Source organism: Nonomuraea rubra, from assembly GCF_014207985.1.
Taxonomy (GTDB): Bacteria; Actinomycetota; Actinomycetes; order Streptosporangiales; family Streptosporangiaceae; genus Nonomuraea; species Nonomuraea rubra.
This window is the reverse complement of sequence record NZ_JACHMI010000001.1, coordinates 5,120,792-5,141,520: the sequence shown is the minus strand read 5'-3', so window position 1 is coordinate 5,141,520 and position 20,729 is coordinate 5,120,792. Positions and strand designations below refer to the sequence as shown.

Below are 20,729 nucleotides of genomic sequence, written 5' to 3'. Positions count from 1 at the left end.
GCGGGCGCCCCGGCCTCGCCAGCGTCTACCTTGCGAGCATGCCCGTCTTGCGCGCCCCGCTTGCGGGAGCCGCCTTGCGGGAGCCGCCTTGCGGAAGCCGGTGCCGCGCGACGCCTCAGCCAGGGCCGCGCGACACCGGCCATCAGCGCGGCGCTCGGTGAAAGGGTTCAGCGGAGCTTGGTGAAGAAGGTCGTGACGTCTTCAGCGAAGAGGGCGGGCTGTTCGGCGGCGAAGAAGTGCCCGCCCTTGTCGTATTCGGCCCAGTGCACGATGTTGTGGTCACGTTCGGCCCAGGAGCGGATCGTGACGTCGCACGCCTTGGACACGAGCACCCCCGTGGGGACGGTGCCCCGGGCAGCGGCGGCCCAGCCGCCCGCACCGCCCTCGGCCCCCGCCCAGCCCGCGGAGCCGTCCGCGGAGTCTTCCGTGACACCCCACGCCCCGGAGTCGCCCGTCTCGCCGGCGGCGTCCCAAGCCGCGCCGCTCATGTTCTCGTAGTAGAACTGCGCCGACGACCCCGCCGTCCCCGTCAGCCAGTAGATGGTCACATTCGTGAGCATGAGGTCGCGATCGAGCGACTCCTCCGGCAACCCAGCCACGGGCTCCGTCAGCTCCTTGAACTTCTCCATGATCCACGCCAGCTGCCCCACCGGCGAGTCGTGCAGCCCGTACGACACCGTCTGCGGCCGTTTGGACTGCGTCTGGAGGTAGCCGTCGTTCATGTTCTCCATGGCCGACCAGCGCGCCCGCTCCTCCTCCGACAGCCCGTCCATCTCCCCGTCCTGGCCGATGGGGAAGGTGAGCGCCGCGTTGAGGTGGATGCCGACGACGTGGTCGGGGGCGTGCTTGCCCATGTCGGGCGCGATGAAGGCGCCGGCGTCCCCGCCCTGCACGCCGTAGCGGGGGTAGCCGAGCCGGGCCATCAGCTCGGTGAACGCGCGGGCGGAGCGGGCGGCGTCCCAGCCGGGCGCGGAGAGCGGGGTGGAGAAGCCGAAGCCGGGCAGTGACGGGATGACCAGGTGGAAGTCGCGCGAGAGCGGCTCGATGACGTCCAGGAACTCCACGAACGTGCCGGGCCACCCGTGCAGCAGCATGAGCGGCAGCGCGTCGGCGCGCGCCGAGCGGACGTGCACGAAGTGCAGGCGCTGGCCGTCGATCGTGGTGGTGTAGTGGGGCAGTTCGTTGAGCCTGGCCTCGTGGGCGCGCCAGTCGTAGCCGGTGCGCCAGTACTCGGCCAGCTCCCTGAGGTAGCCGGCGGGGACGCCGCGCTCCCAGCCGGTGCCCGGAAGCTGGTCCTGCCAGCGGGTCATGGCCAGGCGGGCACGCAGGTCGTCCAGGTCCTGCTGCGGGATCTCGATCCGGAACGGGTGAATTGTCACGATATTTCCTCCCTAAGCTCTTAAATACGGAATGCGGCGGCGTTTTCGGCGGCCCACTGGGCGAACGTGCGCCCCGGACGGCCCGTGACCCGTTCCACGGTCGGCGCCACGACGGAGGCGGCCTCCATCGGCTCGGCGCCGAGCCTGACCCCGAACTCGATCAGGTCGTCACCCACCCCCGCCGCCCGCATGGAGGCCCGGTACTCCTCCTCGCTCTGCTCCTCGAACCGGATCTCCCGCCCGATGGCCGCCCCGAGCAGCCGCACCCGCTCCTCCGGCGTCAGCGCCTCGGGCCCGGTCACCACGTACGTCTCCCCCGCGTGCCCCTCCTCGACCAGCGCGGCGACGGCCACGGCGGCAATGTCCGCCTCGTGCACCACGGCCCCCGGGTGGTTGCCGAAGACCCGCACCACGCCCTCCTCCCGGACGGACGCGGTCCAGTCGAACGCGTTGGCCATGAACTCCATGCACAACAGCTGCGTCCACCCCAGCCCACCGGCCCGCAGCGCCGCCTCGACGGAGGTCTCGTCGAAGCTGCTCAGCACGCTGACGCGCGTCACGCCGGCCTTCGCCGCCAGCTCCACCAGCTCGGGCCCGTTCTCCAGCGGCGCGTAGTCATCGCCCCCGAACGTGATCAGATGCAGCCCGGTCACACCCTCCAGCGCCGGGGCCAGCGTCTCGAGCGAGGTCAGGTCGCCGCAGGCCACCTCGACCCCGGCGGGGAACGCGGCCTTGCCGGGGTTCCTGGTCAGCGCCCGTACGGGCACGCCCCGCTCGGCGAGCTGCCCCACGATCCGGCGCCCCACAGTCCCCGTGGCGCCGGTCACGAGAATCGTCATCCGAAAGATCTCCTGTCCGATGGTGTTCTCTCTGTACGAACAGGAGGCGCTACACGCGAAATAGCACCCGCTAGACGGCCGGAAACGCCACGGAAACGCCGCGGGCGGTTGCATCGTGCCCATCCCGCGAAGATCACGAGGAGAAGAGGGCACCCATGACCGGACACCAGCCCCGGCCGTCAAGACGGACCGCGCTCGGCCTGCTCGGAGCCGTCCCCCTGACGGTGAGCGGCGTGCCGGCCGCCGCCGCGGCCACCGGCTCCGGCGGGATCCCGGCCGGCCTGCGCCCCGGCGGCGCGTTCGACCGCTACATCAAGGACCTGGCCGAGCGCGACCAGTTCTCCGGGACGGTGCTGCTGGCGCACCGCGGCCGGCACGTGCTGGCCCGCTCGTACGGCATGGCCGACAAAGACCGGCGCATCCCCAACGAGCTGAACACCATCTACGCCCTCGCCTCGGCCTCCAAGCCCTTCACCGGCCTGGCCGTCGTGCAGCTCGCCCAGCAGGGCAGGCTCAGGTTCCACGACAAGGTCGGCGACCACCTGGACGGCTTCCCTGCGGAGATCGCCGAGCACGTCACCGTCCACCAGATGCTCACGCACACGTCCGGCATGACCGACCCCACCAACGACGCGCCGGAACCGCACGTCTTCACAAGTGTCGAGGAGCGGACCCGCCACCTCGCCGCGCGCGCCAGGTCACAGCGGCTGCGCTTCACCCCCGGCACGCGCAAGGAGTACTCCAGCATGGGGTACGAGGTGCTCGGCGAGCTGGTGGCCGCGGTGTCCGGGCAGCCGTTCCACGAGTACGTCCGGGAGCACGTCTTCGAGCGGGCGGGCATGGCGGACTCCGCCTACTACACCAGGACCGAGTGGCTGGCCGACGAGCGCATCGCGCACCCGTACATGCTGCAGGAGGACGGCTCGCGCGCCGACGGCGTGCGCCATCTGGACAAGGGCGGCATCAGCGGGGTGAAGGGCAGCAACTCGGCGCGCGCGTTCATCGGCTCCGGCGGCGGGAACGGCTTCGCCACCGCGCCCGACCTGGTGCGGTTCGCGCTGGCGCTGCAGCGGGACGAGCTGCTCAAGCGCGCCTACACCGAGCTGTACGTGAACGCGAAGGTCTCGGGCCCGCCCCTGCGGCAGGGCGGGCCGGTGGATCCGCGCCGCGGGGAGGCGTTCCACGCGTACGGGCCGACCGCGTCCATCTACAACGACCGGCGCTACATCTCGCACGGCGGCGGCATCGCGGGCGGCTCGACGAACTGGAGCATCTACCTCGACCTCGACTGGGTCGCGGTCGTCCTGTGCAACTACGACCTGCAGATCGAGCCGATCATCCAGGAGGAGCGCAGCCGGATCACCGCGTGAGCGGCTGCGCGCCGCCCGTCAGGTAGTGCTGCACCACCGGCCCGATGTCGCGGGCGAGCGTGTCGGCATCGGCTTCCACCAGGGGCGGGAACCGCAGCACGTACCGGGTCAGAGCCAGCCCGAGGAGCTGGGTGGCGGTGAGCGCGGCGCGCAGCTCGGCGTCGGGCGCCCCCGTCAGGCGGGACACGAGCGCGGTGACCTGCGTCGCGAACACCTCGCGCATGCGCTCGGCGGCCATCGGGTTCGTGCTGGCCGAGCGCAACAGGAGGATCAGCACGTCGTCGGCCTGCTCGCCTTCCCAGCGGGACACGAAGTGCCGCACGACCAGCTCGCCCAGCCGCTCGCGCGGCGGCCGGCCGAGCCTGTCGAGCTGCAGGTCCACGTCCACGGCCGCGTTGAACAGCCCGGCCTTGCTGCCGTAGTAGCGCATGACCATGGACGGGTCCACGCCGACCAGCGAGGCGACCGCCCGGATCGTCATCGCCTCGTAACCGCGCTCGACGAGCAGCTTCCTGGCGGCCGAGAGGATGGCGTTCCGGGTGGCTGCCGATCTCTCGGTGAAAGCCATGACAACGAGTGTAGGCCAACACCCGTACGACTTAGAACGTGGCCATCCAGTCCGCGATGGCCGCGGCGATGACCTTGGGGTGGTCCTCCGGGGTGTGGTGGCCCGCGACCTCCTCGCGCTCCACGACCTCCAGGGAGGCGATGGTGGCGCGGCACCATTCGATGGTCTCCGGCGTCCACATCGAGCCGGGGCCCGGGCGGAAGCCGATCAGCAGCTTCGGCACCTCGGGGCTGGTGGCCAGCCACCGGCCGAACGCCTCGATCCTTTCCACCACGTCGGCGGGCTCGCCGTCCAGCGGCATCGAGCGCGCCCAGCGCAGCAGCGGCAGCCTGCTCTCCCTCGTCGGGTACGGCCGCAGGTACGCCTGCGCGTCCTCGTCGGCCATCGGCGCGACGACGCTGCCCGGCAGGCCGCGCAGGAAGGCGTTGTCGTCGAGCATCATGGTCTCCCCGACGCCCTCCGTCTTGATCGCCCGGAACAGCGGCCGGCCGCCTTCGGGGAACTCCTCCCAGGTCATCGGCTTGACGATGGCCTCGGTGAAGGCGATGCCGCGGACCCGGTCCGGGTGGCGGGCGGCCCAGTCGGAGGCGAGGGCGCCGCCCCAGTCGTGGCCGACGAGCAGCACGTCGTCCAGGTCGAGGGCGTCGAACCAGGCGTCCAGGTAGCGGGCCTGGTCGGCGTAGGTGTAGTCGATGGCGGGCTTGCCCGAGTCACCCATCCCGATCAGGTCGGGGGCCAGGCGGCGGCCCTGGCCGACGGCGGGCATGACGTCGCGCCAGAGGTGGGAGGAGGTGGGGTTGCCGTGCAGGAACACGATCGGCGCGCCCGAGCCGAGCTCCCGGTAGGACATGGTGGAGTCGAGCACGTGCTGGATGGGCATGGCAGGGGTCCTCTCAGAGGTTCAGGTACAGGAAGTGGTCCACCGCGATCTCGATCACGACCCGGCCGGGCGGGTCGGGCGGTGGTGACAGGTAGCGGCGGGTGTAGCGGCGGGCGGCCTCGGCGATCCGGCGCGGGTCCGCCGACACTGTGGCCCGGCCCTCCAGGGTGATCCAGCGGAACCCCGCCACCTGGCAGAGCGCCACCCTGCCGGTGCCTGGGATGCCGGTGCCTGGGATGCCGGTGCCTGGGATGCCGGTGCCGGGGGTGCCGGTGAGGTTGCGGGCCTTGCGGGAGGTGGCGACGGTCAGCACGCGGGCCAGGCCCGCCTCCCGGTCCCAGGTGAAGCGGACGGGCGCCACGTGCGGGGATCCATCGGGCCGCAGCGTGGTCAGGGTCGCCACCAGCGGCTCGGCCAGGAAGTCCTCCGCCGCCCGCGGCGGGCGCCCGCTCACGCCGCTCGCCCGTCCGCGCGACGGGACAGGCCGGAGCCGGACGCGCGACCGCACGTCCCCGAGCCGGACGCGCGACCGCGCACCTGCGGGCCGGGCGGCCCGGCGGGCGCCGCGGCCTGGCTGTCGGCGCCCGGACGGGCGAGCGTCTCGGGCGCCGGGACCGCGAGCGGACGGGCGGATGTTCCCGTCACTGGAAGGCCGCGAGGTTGCGGGTGGCCCAGGTGGCGAAGGGGCGTGGGGCGCGGCCCAGGAGGCGTTCCACGTCCGGGCTGACCCGCCGCTCCTCCTCCGTCGGCGTGCCGAGGATGGTGAGGGTGCCCTCGACGGCCTGCTCGGGCATGAAGCCCAGCATCTGCGCGCGGGCCTCCTGCCTGCTCTGCTCGACGAAGCGCACCTGCGCGCCGATCGCCTGCCCGATCGCGGCTGCCCGCTCGCGCGGGGTGACGGGCTGCGGGCCGGTGAGCACGTACGTACGCCCGGCGTGCCCGTCCCGGCGCAGCACCACGGAGGCGACCTCGGCGATGTCGGCCGGGTCGATGACGGGCAGGGCGACGTCGGCGAACGGCGCGGCGGCCGTGCGGTGCGCACGGATCGGCTCGGCCCAGGCCAGGGCGTTGGAGGCGAAGCCGCCCGGCCGCAGGATCGTCCAGTCCAGCCCCGACCCGCGCACGGCCTCCTCGAAGGCGGCGGGATGCCCGTACAGGCCCGGCCGGGTCCCCGCGCCCTGCGAGGAGAGCAGGACGACGCGCTCGACGCCCCCGGCCTTCGCCGCCTCCAGGACGGCATGCGGCTCGTGCCCGGCCACGAGCAGGAACAGCGCGCCGGCCCCGTCGAAGGCGGCCTTCAAGCTCGCGGGATCGCCCAGGTCACCGGCGCTGTGCCGGACACCTTCCGGCAACGGCCCGGGCCTCCGGGACACCGCGGTGACCCGCTCCCCCGCCGCGGCGAGCAGCCGGACCAGCTCGCCTCCGACATTCCCGGTGGCACCCGTGACTACGAACATGATCACTCCTCAAAGAGTTAGTTAGTTGACTGACTCAGTTCCGGGACCATAGCGGGTTGCGGGATGACTTGTCTATAGTTAGTCAGGTGACTGACTCAAAACGGGCGGGGAAGCGGGAGCGGCTGGCCGGCGCCGCCGTACGGGTGCTCCACGAGCAGGGCGTCGAGAAGACCACCCTGGCCGACATCGCGCGCGTGGCCGACGTGCCCGTGGGCAACGTCTACTACTACTTCAAGACCAAGGACCAGCTCATCGAGGCGGCCATCGAGGAGCACGGCCACCACCTCGACGCCGTGATCGAGGCCCTGGAACGGCTCGGCACGCCACAGGAGCGGCTCAAGGCGCTGGTCCAGGGGTGGATCGGGGAGAGCGACCTCACCGCCCGGTACGGCTGCCCGACCGGCACCCTCGCCGCCGAGCTGGACAAGCGCGACGACGGCCTCGACCGGGCCGTCGCCAAGGTCATGGGGCGGCTGCTCGACTGGGTGGAGGGCCAGTTCGCGGCCATGGGGCGGGCCGACGCGCGGGAGCTGGCGGTGGCGCTGTTCGCCGCGTACCAGGGGGTCGCGCTGCTGACCAACACCTTCCGCGACCCCGGCCTCCTGGAGACGGAGGGGCACCGGCTGGAACGCTGGATCGACTCGCTCGCGCCCGCCCTCGCCTGATTTCGTCCGCCTGGCCACCCTGGCGTTCCCGACGTGACAGCGCGATGAAGCAGGACTGAAGCCCGTACACCGTAGTGTCGCGTCCCGGACCGGGAACCCGCCGCCGCGGTGGCGCTCACGGTCCGCGCGCACGGCCGCGTCACGGGGGTCTCCCACGCGCGGGGGCGGGAGACCCCACCGGCGGAAAATCACTCGTGCACGGAGAGTCATCGCTCCTACACTGTCCATCACTGGCACGGGTTGGTTTGCGGGCGGACGGCCCCGGTCGGGAGAGGCAGGGTCTGCGGCGATGGGCGGGGATCTGGAAGCGGCCGAAGACGTCGGGGATGCCGGGGATGTCGGTGGCGTCGGGGATGTCGGTGGCGTCGGGGATGCCGGGGCGGGGTCGGCTCGCGGGTTGGAGTCGGTGACCCGGCACGAGGAGCTGGTGCGGCTGCTGGCGGAGCAGTTCGTGCGGGCCGACGTGTCGCTGCGGGAGTTGCAGGCGCGGGCCGATCGGGCGGGCGGCACCCGGCTGCCCCGCGCCACCTGTGCCGACATGCTGGCCGGCCGGCGGTTTCCGAAGAAGGCGGTGATGGTGGCGTTCCTGCGCGGGTGCCGTGTTCCCGAGCAGCGGCTTCCCGCGTGGGAGCGGGCCTGGGAGCGGGTACGGGTCGGCCGGCTCGCGGCCATGGCGGCACGAGCGCAGGCGGAGGCTCAGGCCCAGCTCAGCGCCCTCGCCACGACCACTCCGCCCCAGCCGTCCGCCGCCAGAACGCCGGTCCACTTCGGGACTAACGCCGCGACGCCGGACCCGTCGCCGGCAGACGCGGGAACGGCGTCGAGCGGGCCCGGCATGAACATCGCCGCGCTGCCGCCGCAGCCGGACACCCCAGCGGAAGCGGCCGGACAGGCGCAACGGGAAGCGAACGGGCAGGGGTGGCCGAAGACTGCCGGGCAAGCGCAACAGGACGCGGCCGAGCAGGGCCAGCCGAAGGCGGCCGCGCAGGCGCAGCGGGAAGCGGACGGACAGGGGTTGCGAGAGGCGTCCGAGCAGACGTGGCAGGAGACGTCCGGGCAGGGGCAGCCGAGGGCGGGCGGGCAGACGCAGCAGGGAGTGGACGGGCGAGGGCGGCGGTGGTCGTTCGTGGTCGCGGTGATCGCCTCGCTCACCGCCGCCGCGCTCGGGCTCCTGGTGGGCCTGTGGGTGCCGCACCCGGCGACGTCCGGGCCGCCGGGCCGGTTCGTCGTGGACGACGGCCGTGCCTTCGGCCCCGGCGGTGCGAGCCGGTTCACCGTGACCGTCGATCCGGCCAACACCGGGGTGCGGCTGACCCGCCGCCTCGACGCGGGCATCGGCAGGCAGCGGGCCGGCATCACGGTGAACGGCACCCCCGCGGGCACCTGGCAGCCGCTGCCTGTGCAGCGCGCGCACCGGTGGCAGGACCAGAGCGTGGACCTGCCACCGTCGGTGAGCGCGGGCAGGCGCTCGCTCACCGTCGTGAACACCTTCGTCTCGTCCGACCAGGACTTCAACGAGTTCCTGTACGTCGTCGAGCAGCAGGTCGACGGCGCCTGGGAAACCGCGGACACCCTCGACGTCGGCCCGGAGCACCTGGACGCCGAGGCCGCCCACGGTTACGAGATCATCGGGCCGCAGACGTTCGCCGGGACGCAGGAATTCACCTATCCCCCGCCGGACGGCCGGCCATGACCGGCACGACGGAGCCCGGATTCGCGGTCAGGGCGCCCCGCCTGCGCGCTTGAACACCTGCAGAGGGTCGCTCTGCACCAGGCCGGCGTCCGGCTGCAGGACGACATAGATCATCAGCGCGATCGCGACCACCTGCGGCAGCACGCCGGTCAGGCGCACCGGCCAGCCCACGACCCCGTAGAGGGCGGCGAGATCGTGCCTCGTGGTCGTGGGCCGGCGTTCGAGCAGGCGCACGGTCTTGACGTCGATCGCGATGGCCGCCACGGACAGCACCCCCCAGACGAGGAGCGAGCGTTGCACCGTCCAGACGGCGAGGTCCTGGCCGAAGATCCGCGAGACCACCTGGTGCCCGAGCGCGGCGACGAGGTAGCTCACGGCGATCGGCAGGACCTTGACCGCGCCGGCCCGTCCGGGCAGATGCCGCCACAACAGGCCCAGCAGCAGGCCCGGGACGGACCAGAAGAGGATCTCTTCGAGGATCAGCGCGGGTACGCGCAGCCCGCCGAGGGCCTGCCCGCCGGCGAAGCTCCAGAACGGCGTGCTGAGCTCGGTGTACAGGAACCAGATCGCGGGAACGCCGCCCAGCGCGCCGGTGACGGCGGCGGCGAAGCGGGCCGTCCGCCAGGGATCATGGTGGGGCCCGAGCGCGAAGACCAGGCGTACGTGGTCGATGCCGCTCGCGGGTTCGTGCTGCTCGTCCTGCTCATCCCGCGGCTGACGGTATCGCCTGCGCGCCTCCTCCAGCAGTTCGGCGTGCTTCTGGAGCGGCGTGCCCGGCAGCCGTTCCACGGCGGCGCGGATGCCGGGCCTGTTGAGCGGCGCCCACGGCCGGGTGCAGGTCAGCGCGAGCCACAGGACGAGCCCGGCCACGACCGCGGACAGCGGCAACGAGGTCCCCAGCAGGCTGTCCGTCCAGTCGAACGTGGCGGCCGCGAAGACCCAGCTGACGAGCGCGAGGTCACGCCCGGTCGCGAGCGGCCCGCGTACGGCGGTCCTGGCGTGGAGCTGGGCGATCACGGCGACGATGGTGACGGCGGCGAGCAGGTCGGTGAGGATCAGCGCCACGTCCCAGGCATGCCAGGCGGTGCCGTTGATGACCTCGTCGAAGGGCTCCACGTCGTGGTCGAGCCAGTTCCAGTGGGGCAGACGCTGCGCGTAGTGGTTGACGAAGACGGCGGCAGCCGCGGTCGTGATCGCGATTCCGCCGAGCGCCACCCAGCGCGGGACCGGTCCGGCCTGCTCGTCGAGGGGGCGGGCGCGCATGGCGTGGAACAGCTGGAGCACGGTCATGACGACCACCAGGGTGATGACGTAGCCGCTCAGCGGGAATCCCAACACGCCGGCGACGAAGGGCGCGAAGGTCATCAGCACGGCCGACCGCGGGCGGATGCGGAACGCGCTCAGCCCCGCCACCGAGATGATCAGGAACGCCCACAGGAGCACGTCGAGCACGTTGTACACGCTGTTCCACGGCTCCAGGTCCAGGATCCCCGCGCTGGTCAGCCCGTCGTAGACGACCATGTCGGCGACGATGGCGAGCGACACCCCGACCTGCAGCAGGAGGATGCGATGCGCCCGGCCGGAGGCGGCCGCCAGGTACCGCCTGCTGTCGGATCCGGCCGATCGCCGTGGGTGCTCGGCCCGCCAGGGCTCCTCCTCGCGCGCCCGCCGGACCACCACCAGCGCCCAGGCCAGCACGCCCGCGTACGAAAGGTGTTCCATGGCGAAGGTCACCGTGCTGCCCGGGATCTTCGACATGGCCACCACCGCGCGGGCCTGGAAGTCAGGCGTCAGGGCGAGGACCGGTTGCTCGCGGAGCGCGGTCTTGTCCGTCCAGGTCAGGACGCCGGCCCGGGCCGTGTCCGGGGTTAGCTCCGAGCCGGTGGGCCAATCCGCGGGCAGCCGTACCTCGATCCGCTCCCAGGTCGCCCGGTTCAGCGCCTGAGGGGCGGCGAGGGCGAGCGTCCACGTGGTGGCGTTCAGGTCCGTACGCCAGGGGCCGAGGGCCGTGGCCGTGTCGGCGCTGCTCACGTACGTCTCCACCTCGTCGGCGACCGTCACGGTCGAGCCGCCGATCTCCACCCTGGGCAGGCGCCGCCGCTCCTCCCAGGGCCGGTGCCGCTCACCCTCGGCGGCCCCGAACAGGCAGCGCATGGCCCGCCGGTACCCGGCCGACTCCGGGTGGCCCAGCACGCCGCCGGCCCACGACCAGTTGACCGGCATCGAGACGGTGAAACGGCTGCGGATCAAGGGGATGTCCACGTTGTCGGCCACCACCGTCAGCTCGGCCGTCATCCTCGCCTCCGCCAGGACGGCCGGCTGGCAGTCCGGAGGGCTGGCCGGGTGGTCCACGGTCGTGTCGAAGAGCGCCATCGCCGTCCCCGCCAGGGCGAGCGCGGACAGCAGGCAGGACGCCAGGAGGGCCTTCTCCCATGGTCTCCACGGGCCCCTCCCCTGTCTGGTGTCCCGGATCCGGCGGGCGGCGACCCGGATCCGTACCGGGGACACACCCCTACGCAGGCGGCGGAGCATGAGCCACATGCTGACCGGCGGGGCGTCCCGCGCGGGGCGGCCTGCCGGGAATGAGGCGCAATCGTGTCCTGGCAGCACACGGCCGCTTCGTCGTGGGCATGCTGCACGGAAATCTCCGCATGATTACTCTCAGTGACGGGCATAGTACTTCTCGTCCCGAAGAGGGGCTACCTGATCGGAAATATGCCCACATGTCGGGAGAAGTGGAGACATCGGCGATGCGGAACAGCGGCACCATTCTCATCAGCACCTGCACCGTGGGGCTGCTCCTGGCCGCCGGGTGCGCCTCGGAGCCCATCGCCGGGCCGCCGGCGAAGCAGCAGGCGCCGGCACCGCCGCCCAAGCTGTCGATCACGCCGGTCGACGGCGCGAAGCGGGTTCCGCCCGACACCGGGATCGGTGTCCGGGTCACCGACGGCAAGGTCACCGGGCTGATCGTCGCCGACGCCAAGGGGCATGTGGTCGGCGGCAGCCTGGGCGCGGACGGGACGTGGCGGCCCCGATGGCCGTTGAAGCCGTCGACCTCGTACACGGTGCGGGCGCAGGCCACCGGGGCCGACGGCAGGCAGGTGGTCACGAGGCGGGCCGCGTTCACCACGCTCAAGCCGAAGCAGGTGCTGGAGACCGGCATGTCACCGCTGAACGGCGAGAAGGTCGGCGTCGGCATGCCGATCCAGCTCCTGCTGTCGAAGCCGGTGAGCGAGCAGAAGGACCGGGCCGCGGTCGAGCGGTCGCTGACGGTGCACATGTCCAAGCCGGTGGAGGGGGCCTGGAGCTGGGTGAGCGATCGGGAGGTGCAGTTCCGGCCGCGCGAGTACTGGCCGGCCGGGGAGCGGGTCACGGTGGTCGCCCATCTGGCCGGACTGCGGATCGGGGAGAACGTGTGGGGCGCCAAGGACCGTACCGTGAAGTTCACCGTCGGCCAGGAGCACATCACCACGATCCGCAACAAGGCGCACCGGGCGATCGTGCGCAAGAACGGCGAGGTCGTCAAGACCATCCCGGTCAGCCTGGGCAAGCCGGGCTTCGAGAGCTACTCCGGCACGATGATCGCCCAGGAGAAGGCGCCCGACTTCCTCATGGACTCGGCCACGGTCGGCATGCCGGGCGAGTACCTCCACCACACCAAGTGGAACGTCCGGATGACGTACAGCGGCATGTTCTTCCACGCCGCGCCGTGGTCGACGGGCGCGCAGGGGCGCCGCAACGTCAGCCACGGATGCGTGAACGCCAGCATGGACAACGCCCGCTGGTTCTACAACTTCACCCGGCGGGGCGACATCATCGAGGTCGTGGGGACGTCGCGCAGGCTCCGGTTCGGCAACGGGCCGACGCCGTGGGCCAAGACGTGGCAGGAGTGGCTGGCGGGCAGCGCCCTCGGCACCTCCACCGACGCCTGACCCGCACCGGCGCAGCCGCCCGCCCTCCTGAACCTCGACGGCTGACCGACCGCTTGATGGTCGGCCGCCCCTCCGCGCCTCTGATGACCGGCGGCCTCCCTCCGCGCGCTGGTCCGGCCAGTCGCCCCTCCCGCGCGTTGGCGGCCGGCCGCCCCTCCCGCGCGTTGGCGGGCGGCCGGCCCTTCCTCGCGGTGACGGGCGGCCCCTGTCCCGGGTCGCGCTCATCATGCCGGGATGAGGCGTACCAGGGAGTCGCGTAGCCGGGTGTGGCGGGTGTTCATGACGCGGTGCAGGGTGCGGGAGCCGAAGGCGACGCGCTGGGCGTTGCGGCGGCGCTCGGCGTCGTACGCGTGCAGGGCCGCCGGCAGGCCGTCCGGGCCGTGGGCGGCGTGGGCGGCGACGGCCCTGGTGAGCGCCTCGGCGTCGAGGAGCGCGGTGCAGGCGCCCTGGCCGAGGTTCGGGGTCATGGCGTGGGCGGCGTCCCCGACCAGGGCCGTCCTGCCGCCGTGGACGAACGCGGGCAGCGCCGGGTACAGGTGGCGGATCTCGTACCGGATCCAGGAGGCGGGATCGCTCTCGGACAGGACGCGCGGGATCGGGTCGTGCCAGCCGGCGAACAGCTCGCGCAGCTCGGCGGCCGTGGCGGCCTCGGGGACGGCGGCGTACCAGTTCGTGCGGCCCGGCTCGATCGGGGTCATGCCGAAGAACCGGCCGCGGCCCCAGGTCTCGCCGTACACGCCGGTCTCGAAGCCGGCGATGCCGATCCAGGCGACGGTGCCGATGTGGCGGGGGCGGCTGCGCCGGCCGAACGCTGCGGCGCGTACCGCGCTGTTGATGCCGTCGGCGCCCACCACCAGGTCGTGCTCCGCCGCCAGCGCGGCGACGTCCTTGACCTCGCTTCCGTAGCGGACGGGCACGTCGAGCGCCGCGAGCAGCGCGTCGAGCAGGTACGGGCGCGAGATCAGCAGCTCCGGGCGGCCGGCCCGGCGCTCGATGCGCTCCAGCGGCAGCCTCGCCAGCACCGCGCCGCCGGGGCTGCGGATCAGCCCGTCCCGGTACGGCAGCGCCCGCGCGCGGAACGCCTCGCCGACGCCGAGCCGGTCGAGCGCGGCCTGTGCCGTGGGGTGGATGCCGAACGCCGTGCCGTAGCGCTCCTGCGTGTCGCGCCTGTCCAGGACCGTCACCCGCCAGCCGGCGCGGCGCAGCCCGATCGCCGTCGCCAGCCCGCCCACGCCCGCACCCACCACTACCGCCGAACCCGTCATGTCGCCCTCCAGTTCTCGACTACCACAACTGTGGTACCACACCCAGGGTACGATGGCGAGCGTGGGGAACCAGGACCGGCGTGACCGGCTACGTGACGCGGCGATCGAGGTGCTGGCCGGGCAGGGCGGGCGGGGGCTGACGCACCGCGCGGTGGACGGCGCCGCCGGCGTGCCGCCGGGCACGGCGAAGAACTACTTCCCCACGCGGCAGGCGCTGCTGCGGGCGATCGCCGAGCGGTGCGTGGAGCTGTACCGGGAGATTCCCACGCCGGCGCCGCTCGGGCGGGACGGGCTGGCGGGCATGATGGCCGCGCTGCTGTCGGACGTGGCGGGGCCGGGGCGCAACCGGATGCTGGCGTACCTGGAGCTGCAGGCCGAGGCGTCCCGGTCGCCGTGGCTGGCGCCCCTCGTGGACTCGATCGCCGCCGCCGACTTCGCCACCATCGAGCAGGCCCAGCGGTCGGCCGGGCTGCCGGTCACACGGCAGCGGGCCGCCGCCGTGACGCTGGCCCTGCACGCGGCGATCCCGCACCTGCTGGCGGGCGGCTCCAGCACGCTCGCCGCCGCGGGCCTCGACGACCTGGACCGCTTCGCCCGCGACCTCCTGGAGTCGGTGTACGGCCCACCCGAGTGACCCACCACCACGCGGCTCGCGCGGCCGTGGGGCTGTGGGGCCGTGCGGCCAGGCGGCCAGGCCCGGCCCCGACGCCAGACGCGCGGGCCCGGCCCCGACATCAGACGCGCGGGCCCGGCGCCGCCGTCAGCGGGCGGGCCGCTGCTGTGGCGGACGGCGGGCGGTGCCTCTCAGGAACGGGGGCCGGTGCGCAGGACGGCGAACAGCCCTCGCACGGGGGTGCCGCCCGGCAGGCGCCAGGACCCGGCGACGTGGCCGAGAGTGCCCGGCGGGAGGGCGGGCACCCCGTCCCCGGCGGGACGCAGGATCCGGTGCAGCCGCAGGGCCGCCCCGTCCGCCGCCGGTAGTTCGGTGCCCTCGGGGTCGTCGGTGGCGGTGGAGAAGCCCGCCGGCACGGGACCCTCGCACGAGCGGGTGACGTCCCGGTCGGGGGTGTCGCTGGTGTTCTGGTCCTGGGCCTCGACGCGGCCCTCGATCAGTGCCACCAGCTGGGCGACCAGCACCGGGTCGTGGCAGCCGTCGTACGCCCACCGCCGCCCCAGCACCCCGTGCTCCATGGTGCCGACGAGGGCGTGCTCCGCCCCGTCGAGCGGGGCGCCCCGGTACGTGAGCGGCACCAGGTAGGAGACCGGCTCGGCGCCGGAGGTGTCCGTGACGACCAGGAACTCGAGCCCGACCTCGCCCGCGGGATCGTCCAGCCGGAAGCCCCCGGCCTTGGCCAGCTCCGGCCCGTCCGCGCCGCCGTGGTACCACGGCCGGGACGGGAGCCAGGAGGTGAGCAGCTCCAGCTTGGTCGGTGTGAGGACGGTGCGGTGGATGACGGCCATGCCGAAGGTTCTCCTCCGTTGAGCGCTTGCGATCTTCACATCTTGGCATCCGCCCTGGGGCTCGGACGCAGGAGGGCGGCATCTCCCGCGGCCATCGCGCCGAGCAGGGCGGTGCCACGCCGCCGCAGCGTACGCACCGCGAGCCGGGGGATCACGGACAGGACGGCCGCGGCCAGGACGACGGCGGCGAGGGCGGTCACCCACCACGGACCCCCGATGACACCGGGCAGGGCGGCGGCCAGGAGCGTCACGGGGAAGATCGTCATCTGGCCGCCGGTCGGGTCGCCCGCCTGCTGGCCGGGGTAGACCCGGTGGCGGGCGTCGGTGCCCACGGCCGGCATCAGGAGGGCGAGCAGTGGCGCCATGGCGCATCCCGTCGCGGCCGCGGCGACGGCGCCGCCGATGGCGGCCTGTCCCAGGGGCGAACCGGTCGCGATCTGCAGCCCGGCCGCCAGCACGATGGACGGCACGCCGAACAGCAGCGCCCAAGCCGCCATGCGTCCGCGTACATCGGCCTTGAGCGCGCCGGGGGTGGTGAGCAACTGCCACAGGGCCGTGCCGTCCAGGGCGTAGGTGTTGATCGCGGCCATCGCCCCGAACACGGCCGCCGCGGGCCCCACCAGGGGCACCGCCCAGCTCCAGCCGGTGAAGGCGATGATGACCGCCATCAGCAACGGTGTCAGCCAGGCGGTACGCAGCTCCACGCCGCGCGCCGGATCCCGCAGCCAGGTGGCCAGCTCCCGCGCGACGACCGCGGACACCTGCGGGGACGCGAACGGCACAGCCGCCCGGGAAACCTGCGGGGACGCGAACGGCACAGCCGCCCGGGAAACCTGCGGGGACGCGAACGGCACAGCCGCCCGGGAAACCTGCGGGGTCGCGGCCGGCACAGCCGTCCGGGAGACCTGCTGCGTTGCGTACGGCAGCATCGGACCGCCTCGTGAGGCGGCAGGCCGTCGCGGGTTCGCCCGGCGAGGCGGGCGGCGCAGCGCGCGAGCCGTCAGCACGATCCAGGCCGCCTGCAGCCCGGCGCCCACGGCCAGCAGCGCCGCGAGCGGCAGGACGACCGCGCCGGCGCCGGCGCCGTCACGGGCGGCGGCCACCGCGCCGTACCCCCAGCCGGTGGGCAGGGCCGCGAGCACGCCGATCACCGGTTCGGGCAGGTGCCCCAGCGTGGGAACGACCAGGGTGGTGTCCCCCTCGCCGAGCCGCGGCAGCAACCAGGCCGCGACCGGCACCCAGCCGGCGAACGACAGCGCGAGCATGATCGCGGTCTGCATGGCGGCCAGCGTCATCCCGGCCCTGCTCTGCAACAGCCGGCCCGCCAGCGCCGCGGCCGTCTTGCCCGCCCAGACGAGCAGGTACAGCTGCGCCGGCACCGCGGCCAGGGCGACCGCGACCGCCGCCGGGCCGCCGGGCGCGGCCAGCACCACCAGGGACGACAGGCAGGCCAGCGTGATCAGCGGGCCGACGCCCAGCAGCTCCGTCCACGACAGGGCCCGGGCCAGCCGCCACGGCCGGATCGGGTAGCCGCGCAGCCACTCGCGCGAGATGACGGAGGGGTCGTGACGGGGCTGGGCCAGCGGCCCGAACAGCCACATGCCGCCCCACACGGTGATCGCGACCGCGATCCAGCCCTCGTCCACCCCGTCGAGGGCGGCCGCGGCGATCACCAGCACGGCCAGGGCCAGCCCGGCCACCAGGCAGAAGGCGCGCTCGTTGTGCGGGCCGTTGCGAAACAGGCGCACCTTGAGTGCGAACAACGTGCGGGTCATGCCAGCCACTCCAGCGGGCGCACCGGGTCGGCGCCCACCAGCTCGACGAACCGCTCGTGCAGCGTCGCCCCGGCCGCCACCTCCTCGACCGGCCCCTCGGCCAGCACCCGCCCACCGGCCACCACCGCCACCCGGCGGCAGTTGCGCTCCACGAAGTCCATGATGTGGCTGGACAGCAGCACGGTGCCGCCTGCGTCGACGTACTGCTTGAGCACCTGCTCGATGGAGTGGGCCGAGACCGGGTCGATCGCCTCGAACGGCTCGTCCAGCACCAGCACCCGGGGCCGGTGCAGCATGGCCAGCGCCAGATTGATCTTCTTGCGCATGCCGGTGGAGTACTCCACGATCAGCGTGCGCGGGACCGCGTCCAGCCCCAGGACCTCCAGCAGGTCACGGGCACGGGCCTGCCATCCGTCGCCCAGCCCGCGCAGCCCGGCGCTGTAGCGCAGGACCTCGGTGGCGGTCAGCCGCTCGGGCAGCGACAGCCCGTCCATCATGACGCCGAGCTGGGCCAGCGCGGCCTCCCGCTGGGTGCGCAGGTCGTGGCCGGCGATCCTGATGGAGCCGGACGTCGGCTCCCGCAGCCCGCACACCGCCATCAGCGTGGTGGTCTTGCCGGCGCCGTTGGGGCCGACGACGCCGTAGAACATCCCAGCGGGGATGCTCAGGCCGAGCCGGTCGACGGCGAGGACGGGGCCGAAGCGCTGGGTGAGGTCCACCACCTCGACGGCGGGGACGGAAAGATCGAACACGGCGGTCATTCTGGGCATGTATCACCCAAAGTGTCAATACGGCACGTGCCGTTCCGTTATGGTGGCGTCATGACCGACGAGCATGGAGACCGAGCCGCCCTCGGGGCGGCCGGCGAGCAGGGGCGGGTCTCGGGGCACGCCTCCGGTCAAGCCCGGGCGCGCCGGGGCTCAGGCCCGGTCGAAGGTGAGGTCGAAGTCCTTGCGCCAGGTCTCGCCCCGGTCCTCGGAGATCTCCCAGCGTCCGGAGATCCGGTCCGGCTCGACGTCGGCGACGAAGCGCTGGTGGAAGTCCGGGTCCTCGCGGGTCAGGGTCCAGTGCGCGCCGTCGAAGGTCATGCCGTACTGGCGGCACACGCCGCGGTCGTCGTGGTAGAGGACGACGTAGGCGTCGTTCGCGTCGCTGCGGCCGATGACCATGCTCAGCTCGGACCCGCCCGCGGCTTCGCGCAGCTCGGTCCGTACGAGCAGGAACGACTCGCCGAGCCATTCGACGGTGGTCGAGCCCGGCACCTCGACGCCGGGAGGTTCGAGGAACCACGCGTCCGACAAGGTCGTGGTCCACTGCCCGACGAGGCCGTTCAGCTTCTCGAGCTCAGTGTTGCGCATCGACACCTCCGAGCGACTCGATCACTGCGACGCTACCAGGCGCCGGAGCCCGTCAGGCGCCCGCACGGCCGGAGTGGATCCGGTACCAGCCGAGCGAGCCCGTGAGCCTGGCGGCCAGGCTCGGGTCGTCCAGGCTCTGGGCCGCTTCCAGTGCCGCGCGCAGGTTGGCGGCCTCCGCGTCCAGCCTGCGCACCCAGTGGTGCCGGGCGGGCCCGCTCCGGTACGCCTCGGCGCACTCGGCGAGCTCCGTGTAGTAGGTGGCGTACCAGCGCAGGACGCGCTCGTGCTCGCCGGCCGCGCGCAGCCGTTCCAGCGCGTACGCCGCCACGGACTCCAGCAGCCGGTACCGGTCCCCCGCCCGCACCACCAGCGACCGGTCCACCAGCCGGCCCAGCAGATCCACCACCTCGGCGGGATCGAGGTCCCGCGGCCCCGCGTCGCCCGGCGGCCCGCCGGGGATCGGCACGGGGACGGCGCACACCCGTTCCGCGGCCTCCAGCGTGCAGCCGCCCGCCTGTACGGCCAGGCGGCGCAGCACGACGCGTTCCGGCTCGGTCAGCAGCTCCCAGCTCCAGTCGATCGCCGCCCTGAGGGTGCGCTGGTGCGCGGGACCGGCCCGGCGCCCGGCCGACAGCAGGCGGAAGCGGTCGTCGAGCCGTTCGGCCAGGACCCGCACGCCCAGGGACCGCACCCGGGCCGCGGCCAGCTCCAGCGCCAGCGGGATGCCGTCGAGCCGGCGGCAGATCGACTCGACCACCCCGGCGTCCATGACGAGGCCCGGCTCGCTCTCGGCGGCACGCAGCACGAACAGCCGTGCCGCCGCGGCGCCGTCCAGCGGCGGCACGTGCCGCACGACCTCGCCGGCGAGGCCGAGCGGCTCCCTGCTGGTGGCCAGGACGCGGATCCCGGGGCCGGTGCGCAGCAGCAGCTCGGCGAGCTTGGCCACCGGCTCGACGACGTGCTCGCAGTTGTCCAGCACCAGCAGGGTCCGCCGGGTGGCGAGGGCCGCGGCGATGCGTTCGCCCTGGTCGGCCGGCCCGCCGTCGTCGCGCAGGCCGAGCGCCGCGGCGACGGCGTCGGTCACGTCGGGCGGCGACCCCGCGGGCACGCCCGACAGCTCCACCAGGTACGCCCCGCCGCCGAACCCGCCCGCCAGCCGGTGGGCGGCCTCCAGCGCGAGCCGGCTCTTGCCCACGCCGCCGGCACCGGTGAGCGTCACGAGCCGCGCCGTGCCGGGCAGCTCCACCAGCTCGGCCAGCGCCTCGTCCCTGCCCACGAGCCCGGTGAGCGGCCGGGGCAGCCGCGCGGGCACCGGCGCGGGGGCTCGCGGCGGCCGGCGCAGGCCGGGGCTCTGCTCCAGGATCGCCTGGTGCAGCGCCACGAGCTCGGGGCCGGGGTCGAGGCCCAGGTCGTCACGCAGGCGTTCGCGCAGGGCCCGGTAGACCTCCAGCGCGTCGGCCTGGCGGCCTGACCGGTACAGGGCCCGCATGAGCAGCGCGTGGAACCGTTCCCGCGCGGGGTGCTGCGCGGCCAGCTCGGTCAGCTCGCCGACCTGCGAGGCGTCCTGGCCGAGGTCCAGCCGTACGTCGGCGTAGTCCTCCAGGGCGGCCAGCCGCTGCTCCTCCAGCAGGAGCGCGGCCCCGCGCACCAGCGGCACGTCGGCGAAGTCGGCGAACGCGGGCCCGCGCCACCACGACAGGGCCTCGGCCAGCAGCGCGGCCCGCTCCCCCGGCTCGGCCGCGGCCCTCGATCGCTCGACGGCCTCCTGGAAGCGCCGCGCGTCGGTGTCGCCGCCGACGAGGTAGCCGGGCGGGCGGGTGACGACCAGCTCCCTGCCACCCGGCTCGGCCTCCTCCAGCGCCCGGCGCAGCTGCGACACCCGGGCCCGCAGCGCGCCCAGCGGGCTGCCCGGCTGCCGCGGCCCCCACAGGCCCTCGATCAGCCGTTCGGCGGGCACCGCCCGGCCGTGGTGGGCGAGCAGGCAGGCCAGCAGCGCACGGACCTTGAGCTCGGGCACGCGCACGGCCCGGCCCTCGTCCGTGCTCGCCTCCAGCGGCCCGAGTATGGCGAAGCGCATGAACCTCACC

18 protein-coding genes are annotated in these 20,729 nt (G+C 73.6%); 5 read left to right on the top strand and 13 right to left on the bottom strand.

Translation table 11 applies throughout. The features are described from left to right. Positions 1-167: 167 nt before the first annotated feature. Positions 168-1,382, bottom strand: a complete 1,215-nt coding sequence (locus HD593_RS23400; RefSeq protein ID WP_185112065.1) for an epoxide hydrolase family protein — start codon at positions 1,380-1,382, stop codon at positions 168-170. A 17-nt stretch (positions 1,383-1,399) separates the two neighbouring features. Beyond that, complete coding sequence (locus HD593_RS23395) at positions 1,400-2,218, bottom strand: NmrA family NAD(P)-binding protein (RefSeq protein WP_185104258.1); 819 nt, start codon at positions 2,216-2,218, stop codon at positions 1,400-1,402. A 155-nt stretch (positions 2,219-2,373) separates the two neighbouring features. On the opposite strand from HD593_RS23395, the gene HD593_RS23390 reads away from it, so the two are divergent. Continuing rightward, a complete protein-coding gene (locus HD593_RS23390) occupies positions 2,374-3,588 on the top strand; it encodes a serine hydrolase domain-containing protein (RefSeq protein WP_185104257.1) in 1,215 nt (404 codons plus the stop codon). Here the strand turns inward: HD593_RS23390 and HD593_RS23385 are convergent. The 4 genes from HD593_RS23385 to HD593_RS23370 all read right to left on the bottom strand — a co-directional run bounded on the left by HD593_RS23385 (position 3,578) and on the right by HD593_RS23370 (position 6,493). After that, the gene (locus HD593_RS23385; protein ID WP_185104256.1) at positions 3,578-4,156 is read right to left on the bottom strand and encodes a TetR/AcrR family transcriptional regulator; all 579 of its coding nucleotides are present in this window, start codon (positions 4,154-4,156) and stop codon (positions 3,578-3,580) included. The genes HD593_RS23390 and HD593_RS23385 overlap by 11 nt on opposite strands. Before the next feature lie 31 nt (positions 4,157-4,187). Continuing rightward, complete coding sequence (locus tag HD593_RS23380; RefSeq protein ID WP_185104255.1) at positions 4,188-5,036, bottom strand: haloalkane dehalogenase; 849 nt, start codon at positions 5,034-5,036, stop codon at positions 4,188-4,190. Between the two features lie 13 nt (positions 5,037-5,049). After that, positions 5,050-5,490, bottom strand: a complete 441-nt coding sequence (locus HD593_RS23375) for a pyridoxamine 5'-phosphate oxidase family protein (RefSeq protein WP_185104254.1) — start codon at positions 5,488-5,490, stop codon at positions 5,050-5,052. Between the two features lie 187 nt (positions 5,491-5,677). Continuing rightward, a complete protein-coding gene (locus HD593_RS23370; protein ID WP_185104253.1) occupies positions 5,678-6,493 on the bottom strand; it encodes an SDR family oxidoreductase in 816 nt (271 codons plus the stop codon). Positions 6,494-6,579: 86 nt separating this feature from the next. Here HD593_RS23370 and HD593_RS23365 point away from each other — a divergent pair, with 86 nt between their 5' ends. Together HD593_RS23365 and HD593_RS23360 are read left to right on the top strand one after the other, a co-directional pair. Beyond that, positions 6,580-7,158, top strand: a complete 579-nt coding sequence (locus HD593_RS23365; RefSeq protein WP_185104252.1) for a TetR/AcrR family transcriptional regulator — start codon at positions 6,580-6,582, stop codon at positions 7,156-7,158. A 406-nt stretch (positions 7,159-7,564) separates the two neighbouring features. Then, positions 7,565-8,851 carry a hypothetical protein gene (locus tag HD593_RS23360; protein WP_185104251.1) on the top strand — a complete coding sequence of 429 codons (1,287 nt, stop codon included), beginning with the start codon at positions 7,565-7,567 and terminating at the stop codon, positions 8,849-8,851. A 27-nt stretch (positions 8,852-8,878) separates the two neighbouring features. On the opposite strand, the gene HD593_RS23355 is transcribed toward HD593_RS23360, so the two are convergent. After that, a complete protein-coding gene (locus tag HD593_RS23355) occupies positions 8,879-11,383 on the bottom strand; it encodes a DUF6185 family protein (protein WP_185104250.1) in 2,505 nt (834 codons plus the stop codon). A 218-nt stretch (positions 11,384-11,601) separates the two neighbouring features. Between HD593_RS23355 and HD593_RS23350 the strand changes: the two genes are divergently transcribed. Next, positions 11,602-12,783, top strand: a complete 1,182-nt coding sequence (locus HD593_RS23350; RefSeq protein WP_185104249.1) for a L,D-transpeptidase — start codon at positions 11,602-11,604, stop codon at positions 12,781-12,783. Between the two features lie 224 nt (positions 12,784-13,007). On the opposite strand, the gene HD593_RS23345 is transcribed toward HD593_RS23350, so the two are convergent. Further along, positions 13,008-14,048 carry an FAD-dependent oxidoreductase gene (locus HD593_RS23345; protein WP_185104248.1) on the bottom strand — a complete coding sequence of 347 codons (1,041 nt, stop codon included), beginning with the start codon at positions 14,046-14,048 and terminating at the stop codon, positions 13,008-13,010. Positions 14,049-14,109: 61 nt separating this feature from the next. Between HD593_RS23345 and HD593_RS23340 the strand changes: the two genes are divergently transcribed. Then, positions 14,110-14,682: a TetR/AcrR family transcriptional regulator gene (locus HD593_RS23340; protein WP_221524910.1), complete on the top strand. Its 573-nt coding sequence runs from the start codon at positions 14,110-14,112 to the stop codon at positions 14,680-14,682. A 170-nt stretch (positions 14,683-14,852) separates the two neighbouring features. On the opposite strand, the gene HD593_RS23335 is transcribed toward HD593_RS23340, so the two are convergent. From HD593_RS23335 to HD593_RS23315, 5 genes are all read right to left on the bottom strand, one after another. Further along, positions 14,853-15,509 (bottom strand): maltokinase N-terminal cap-like domain-containing protein, encoded by a 657-nt coding sequence (locus HD593_RS23335; RefSeq protein WP_185104246.1) that lies wholly within the window; start codon positions 15,507-15,509, stop codon positions 14,853-14,855. 35 nt (positions 15,510-15,544) lie between these two features. Continuing rightward, complete coding sequence (locus HD593_RS23330) at positions 15,545-17,284, bottom strand: hypothetical protein (RefSeq protein WP_185104245.1); 1,740 nt, start codon at positions 17,282-17,284, stop codon at positions 15,545-15,547. Then, positions 17,281-18,036, bottom strand: a complete 756-nt coding sequence (locus HD593_RS23325; RefSeq protein WP_379478805.1) for an ABC transporter ATP-binding protein — start codon at positions 18,034-18,036, stop codon at positions 17,281-17,283. The genes HD593_RS23330 and HD593_RS23325 overlap by 4 nt, the downstream gene beginning before the upstream one ends. Positions 18,037-18,204: 168 nt before the next feature. After that, positions 18,205-18,642, bottom strand: a complete 438-nt coding sequence (locus HD593_RS23320) for a hypothetical protein (protein WP_185104244.1) — start codon at positions 18,640-18,642, stop codon at positions 18,205-18,207. 52 nt (positions 18,643-18,694) lie between these two features. Beyond that, positions 18,695-20,719: an AfsR/SARP family transcriptional regulator gene (locus HD593_RS23315; RefSeq protein ID WP_185104243.1), complete on the bottom strand. Its 2,025-nt coding sequence runs from the start codon at positions 20,717-20,719 to the stop codon at positions 18,695-18,697. Positions 20,720-20,729 lie beyond the last annotated feature (10 nt).

What these genes read in the sequence shown, in the direction of transcription:
- HD593_RS23395 (WP_185104258.1), bottom strand. Translation starts at nt 2,218, where the DNA reads ATGACGATTCTCGTGACCGGCGCCACGGGGACTGTGGGGCGCCGGATC.
- HD593_RS23390 (WP_185104257.1), top strand. Translation starts at nt 2,374, where the DNA reads ATGACCGGACACCAGCCCCGGCCGTCAAGACGGACCGCGCTCGGCCTG.
- HD593_RS23385 (WP_185104256.1), bottom strand. Translation starts at nt 4,156, where the DNA reads ATGGCTTTCACCGAGAGATCGGCAGCCACCCGGAACGCCATCCTCTCG.
- HD593_RS23380 (WP_185104255.1), bottom strand. Translation starts at nt 5,036, where the DNA reads ATGCCCATCCAGCACGTGCTCGACTCCACCATGTCCTACCGGGAGCTC.
- HD593_RS23370 (WP_185104253.1), bottom strand. Translation starts at nt 6,493, where the DNA reads ATGTTCGTAGTCACGGGTGCCACCGGGAATGTCGGAGGCGAGCTGGTC.
- HD593_RS23355 (WP_185104250.1), bottom strand. Translation starts at nt 11,383, where the DNA reads ATGCTCCGCCGCCTGCGTAGGGGTGTGTCCCCGGTACGGATCCGGGTC.
- HD593_RS23350 (WP_185104249.1), top strand. Translation starts at nt 11,602, where the DNA reads ATGCGGAACAGCGGCACCATTCTCATCAGCACCTGCACCGTGGGGCTG.
- HD593_RS23345 (WP_185104248.1), bottom strand. Translation starts at nt 14,048, where the DNA reads ATGACGGGTTCGGCGGTAGTGGTGGGTGCGGGCGTGGGCGGGCTGGCG.
- HD593_RS23335 (WP_185104246.1), bottom strand. Translation starts at nt 15,509, where the DNA reads ATGGCCGTCATCCACCGCACCGTCCTCACACCGACCAAGCTGGAGCTG.
- HD593_RS23330 (WP_185104245.1), bottom strand. Translation starts at nt 17,284, where the DNA reads ATGACCCGCACGTTGTTCGCACTCAAGGTGCGCCTGTTTCGCAACGGC.
- HD593_RS23320 (WP_185104244.1), bottom strand. Translation starts at nt 18,642, where the DNA reads ATGCGCAACACTGAGCTCGAGAAGCTGAACGGCCTCGTCGGGCAGTGG.
- HD593_RS23315 (WP_185104243.1), bottom strand. Translation starts at nt 20,719, where the DNA reads ATGCGCTTCGCCATACTCGGGCCGCTGGAGGCGAGCACGGACGAGGGC.